The 4,168-nt window shown below is 68.9% G+C and carries 5 protein-coding genes; 4 read left to right on the plus strand and 1 reads right to left on the minus strand.

Annotated elements, in window-relative coordinates; genetic code table 11:
• On the minus strand, positions 1 to 575 hold a 575-nt coding region (locus VIR09_RS20645), incomplete at its 3' end, for a LysR family transcriptional regulator (protein ID WP_332014544.1).
• A gap of 124 nt (positions 576 to 699) precedes the next feature.
• On the opposite strand from VIR09_RS20645, the gene VIR09_RS20650 reads away from it, so the two are divergent.
• The 4 genes from VIR09_RS20650 to VIR09_RS20665 all read left to right on the plus strand — a co-directional run.
• Positions 700 to 1,293, plus strand: coding sequence for an amino acid synthesis family protein (locus VIR09_RS20650; protein ID WP_054452076.1), 594 nt, complete (start codon positions 700 to 702; stop codon positions 1,291 to 1,293).
• Positions 1,290 to 2,078 (plus strand): alpha/beta fold hydrolase, encoded by a 789-nt coding sequence (locus VIR09_RS20655; RefSeq protein ID WP_332014545.1) that lies wholly within the window; start codon positions 1,290 to 1,292, stop codon positions 2,076 to 2,078. The genes VIR09_RS20650 and VIR09_RS20655 overlap by 4 nt, the downstream gene beginning before the upstream one ends.
• Positions 2,079 to 2,126: 48 nt before the next feature.
• Entirely contained in the window at positions 2,127 to 3,098 is a 972-nt protein-coding gene (locus VIR09_RS20660) for a tripartite tricarboxylate transporter substrate binding protein (protein ID WP_332014546.1), read from the plus strand.
• A gap of 108 nt (positions 3,099 to 3,206) precedes the next feature.
• The coding region (locus VIR09_RS20665) for a sigma-54-dependent Fis family transcriptional regulator (protein WP_332014547.1) at positions 3,207 to 4,168 on the plus strand (962 nt) is incomplete at its 3' end.

The raw sequence follows: 4,168 nt of genomic DNA on the forward strand, positions 1-4,168 counted from the left end.
CCCGCCAGCGCCGACCAGGGCACGGGGCCGCGCCGCCGCGCCAGCGGATGGTTCTTGCGGCACACCAGGCCGAAGGCATCGCGCGCCACGGGCGCGAAAGCCACCTCCGCGGTGCGCGGCACCTGCCCCGCCACGCCTACCTGCACCTCGCCGCTCAGTACCAGCCGATGCACGTCCTGCGACGACTCGTCGATGGCGCGGATGCGGATCGCGGGGTGGCTGCGCGCATAGCGCTCCAGCAAGCGCGGCAGCCATTCGTCGGCCAGCGACGGCATCACCGCCAGCGATACCGGCCCCTGGCTGCCCAGGCCGAACTGGCGCGCCGCGTCCAGCACCCGGTCGTGGGTGGCCAGCAACTCGCGGAACAACGGCGCCACCGCAAGACCCAGGGGCGTGAGCTGGGCGCGCTTGCCGGGCTCGAACAGCGGCGCGCCCAACTGCAGCTCCAGGTCCTGCATGGCCGCCGACACCGCCGCCTGCGAACGGAAAGTGCCTTCGGCCGCCAAGCGGAAACTGCCGTGATCGGCCGCCAGCAGGAACTGGCGCAGGTGCTGGATTTTCAGGGGCGAGGGCATGGCATTGGACTAAGGAAAATTCGGATTTTCCGAAATTAACTTGAGTTAATTTGGATTGTCAAAACTCAGCCCGAAACCCAACAATGGCCCCGTCTTTCACCCTACAGGTACTGGAGCAGCGGATATGTCTTTGCAAGTGCGCAAGGTAGTCAGCTATGTGGAAAAAACCCTGATCGAAGGCGGCCGCGCAGCCGAGCGCCCGCTGGTAATGGTCATCGCCGCGGCCGTGATCCGCAATCCCTGGGCCGGCCAGCCGTTCCAGGAAGACCTGCGGCCCAAGATCCTGGAAGCCGCGCCGCCGCTGGGCGAGCTGCTGGTCGCGGAAATCCTGCGCCAGGCCGGCTCTGCCGACCAGGTCGAAGCCTATGGCAAGGCCGCGGTGGTGGGCACGGCAGGCGAAGTGGAACACGCGTCGGCGCTGATCCACACCTTGCGCTTCGGCAACGCCTATCGCGGCGCGGTCGGCGGCACCAGCTACCTGAGCTTCACCAATATGCGCGGCGGCCCCGGCTGCGTGATCACCGTGCCGCTGATGCACAAGCTCGACGAAGGCCTGCGCTCGCACTACCTGACGGTGCAGACCACCATCAACGACGCGCCCGCCCCTGACGAGATCGTGATCGCCCTGGGCGCGGCCACCTCCGGGCGTCCGCATCACCGGATCGGCAACCGCTACTCCGACCTGCAGGAACTGGAACGCGAGGCGCAGGCCAAATGAGCGCGCATTCTCGGCGTACGGGACGCGGCGAGCCGCTGGTGCTGCTGCATGGCGTCGGCTTGGACCACACGCTGTGGGACGACTTGGCGCCGCTGCTGGAGCGGGATTTCGAGGTGCTGCGCTATGACATGCTGGGCCACGGCCACGCCCTCGCCATCGACGCCAGCGTGACGGTGCAGGACTTCATCGCGCAGCTGGATACGGAACTGGACCGCGCTGGCTGGCAAAGCGCCAACCTGCTGGGCTATTCCATGGGCGGCCTGATCGCGGGCGCCTATGCCGCCGCGCGCCCGCAACGCGTCACCCGGCTGGCCCTGCTGAGCACCGTGTTCCGCCGCAGCCCCGACGAAACTCGCGCGGTACTGGCGCGGCTGGACGCGGCGGCGACGCAAGACCCCGAAGCCGCCGCCCAGGTCTCGCTGCAACGCTGGTTCACACCCGCGTTCCAGGCCGCCCGTCCAGAACGCGTGGCCAGCATCGGCCAGCGTCTGCTGCACAACGACCGTGCCAGTTTCCTGGCCGCGTACCGCGTGTTCGCGCAGGGCGACCCGATACTGGCGCAGGCCGCGCCCGCGATCGCTTGTCCTGCCCTGGTGCTGACGGGCGAGCAGGACGTCGGCTCGACCCCGCGCATGACGCTGGAATTGGCCGAGGCCCTGCCCCATGCCCGCGCGCAGGTGGTGCCGGGGCAGCGACACATGCTGCCGGTGGAGGAGCCCGCCGTCGTGGCGGCGGCGCTGCGCGGATTTTTTCTGGCGGCAGCCGGCGCACCGTCCTGGGTTTAGAGACGGCCGGCCATCAGCCCGCGTAGAGTGGATACGGAGACAAGCAACATGAATCGCAGAACCATCCTGAAGAACATGGCGGCCCTGACCCTGACGCCGCTGGCGGCCGCGTTGAGCAGCCCCGCCAGTGCGCGCGAAGTCCCCTTGCGCGTCATCGTGCCCTTCCCGCCAGGCGGCGGCACCGACGTGCTGGGCCGGGTGATCGCGGCGACGCTGGAGGGCGCGCTCGACCGGCCGGTGGTGGTCGAAAACAAGCCCGGCGCCAGCGGCATGCTGGGCGCCGACTACACCGCCAACGGCGCCAAGGACGGCAGCGTGCTGCTGTTCGCCGGGCTGGTGCCTTCGGTGCGCTACTACGCCCGGCCGCCCGAGGACGTGCTCAAGCAGCTGGCGCCCGTCTGCCCCATTGCGCGTTCGCCCTACATGGTGGCGGTCAACGCCGACCTGCCCGCCAAGACGCTGGGCGAACTCATCGCCCAGGCCAAGCGCGACCCCAAGGGACTGACCTTCGGTTCCCCCGGCAACGCCACGCCGCAGCACCTGGCCACCGAACTGCTGCAGGCCGCCTGCGGCATCGACATGCTGCACGTGCCCTACCGCGGCACGGGCCCGATGATGACGGACCTGCTGGGCGGGCAAATCCAGGTGGTGGTCGCCACCGTCGCTGCGGTGGAGCCGTATCTGCAAGGCGGACGCCTGCGCGTGCTGGCCGTGACCAGCCCGGAGCGCCTGCCCAAGTACCCGGACATTCCGACGGTGGCCGAAAGCGGCTATCCCGGTTTCTCCGCGCAGATCCAGTTCGGCACCTATTGCGCCGCCGGCACCCCGGAAGCCGCCATCGCGGCGCTGAACCAGGGCATCAACCGCGCGTTGCAGACCGAGGCAGTGCGCGCCAAGCTGGGCGAACAGGGCTTCCAGCCCACCGGCGGCACGCCCGCGCAGCTGCAACAGGCGCTGCTGACCGAAATCCGCGACGTGGCGGGGCTGGTGCAGGCGGGCAAGGTCAAGGTCGACCTGTAGCGTCCCCTCATGAGTCCTGATGCTGGATAACCAGCATTTACAGGCGTGTCGTCCTCTGTGCATGCTGGCCGTTGATCCGGCGCAGATCGGGCGCAACATGGAGACGACATGCCTAGTCAGGAATCCCTGCACTCCGCCCATATCCGCGAGATCGAACAGGTCGGCCAAGGCCGGCCCACGCAGCGCGACGCGCACGTGGTCAGCAGCTGGCTGCGCTGCCTGGACCAGTACCGGCTGGATCCCGCCCAGGCCTGCGAAGCCTATATCGTGCCGGATGGCCGGCTGCGCGAACACCGCCAGCAGTCCGAAGCGCTGATCTCGATTGCGCGGTCCGGCCTGGACCATTTGTTCCGCCAGGTCGCCGGCCAGAACTACGTGCTGCTGCTGGCCGACCGCCAGGGCGTCACCGTGGAGTTCCTGGGCGATGCGCAGCAGACCGCCAGCCTGCGCAAGGCCGGGCTTTATCTGGGGTCGGAATGGTCTGAGCAGCGTGCCGGCACCTGCGCCGTGGGCGCCTGCCTGGAAAGCGGCGAAGCCCTCACCATCCACCAGACCGATCACTTCGACAATACCCACACACCGCTGTCCTGCACCGCGGCGCCAATCTACAGCGCCGACGGCGAGCTGGCCGCCGTGCTGGACATCTCGCTGCTCAGTTCGCCCATCCTGAAAGCCAGCCAGAACCTGGCGCTGCATCTGGTCACCAGCACCACCCGCCGCATCGAAATGGCCAACTTGATGGCGCGCACCAGCAATGAATGGGTGCTGCGCTTCGCGCGCTCTCCTGAATTCCTGGACGTGGATCCGGAGGCCGCGATCTCGCTGGACGGCTCCGGCCGCATCCTCGGCATGACGCACACCGGCGCCAAGCTGCTGGCGCGCGCCGCCGGCCTGGACTGGCGCAATCCCGCCGGCCTGATCGGCCAACCCGTCACCCGTTTCTTCGACGTGCAGCTGGATGACCTGCCACGCTACACCCGCGCCCATGCGCCGCAGCAGCGCCTGATCGTGGCCCGTGACGGCAATGCGCTGTTCGCGCACGCCATCGAGCCCCACCGGCCTGCGCGCGG

The organism is Achromobacter sp., assembly GCF_036567245.1.
In the GTDB taxonomy this organism is placed as follows: domain Bacteria; phylum Pseudomonadota; class Gammaproteobacteria; order Burkholderiales; family Burkholderiaceae_B; genus Achromobacter.